Annotated in this window: 1 protein-coding gene; it reads left to right on the top strand. The window is 67.1% G+C overall.

Annotated features, from left to right (window positions below):
• Positions 1 to 13: 13 nt before the first annotated feature.
• The coding region (locus tag EN914_RS37670) for an isocitrate/isopropylmalate family dehydrogenase (protein ID WP_348631988.1) at positions 14 to 589 on the top strand (576 nt) is incomplete at its 3' end.

Raw genomic sequence — 589 nt, 5'->3', positions numbered from 1 at the left:
CGGCAAGGGCATCGTGACCGACGACAAGGTCGCCACCGACACGATGCGGATCACGCGCGACGTCACCGAGCGGGTGTCGCACTTCTCCTTCAAGCTCGCCGAGCGACGCGCCCGGCGGCGCAAGCGCAAGGGCACGGTGACGCTCATCGACAAGTCAAACGTGTTCCGGTCGTTCGCCTTCATGCGCAAGATCTTCTTCGAGGTCGCCTCGCAGCATCCCGACGTCACGGCGGCCCAGCATTCGATCGACGCCACCGCGCTCGACCTCATCCGCCGGCCGTGGGATTTCGACGTGATGGTCACCGAGAACATGTTCGGCGACATCCTGTCGGACCTGGGGGCCGGGCTCGTCGGCGGAATGGGCTTCGCGCCGTCGGCCGATATCGGCGACGACCACGCTTTGTTCCAGCCCTGCCATGGCACCGCGCCCGACATTGCCGGCCAGGGCATCGCCAATCCGGTCGCGATGATCCTGTCGACCGCCATGATGCTCGACTGGCTCGGCGCCCGCCATAGCAGCGAGGCCTGCCTGGAAGCAGCCGACGAGATCGAGACCGCCGTTGACGCGGCGTTTGGCGCCGGCTCGGTT

The organism is Mesorhizobium sp. M7A.F.Ca.CA.001.08.2.1, assembly GCF_003998455.1.
Lineage (GTDB): Bacteria > Pseudomonadota > Alphaproteobacteria > Rhizobiales > Rhizobiaceae > Mesorhizobium > Mesorhizobium ciceri.
Note: the sequence above shows the minus strand (reverse complement) of the source record. Positions and strands in the feature narration are given on the sequence as shown.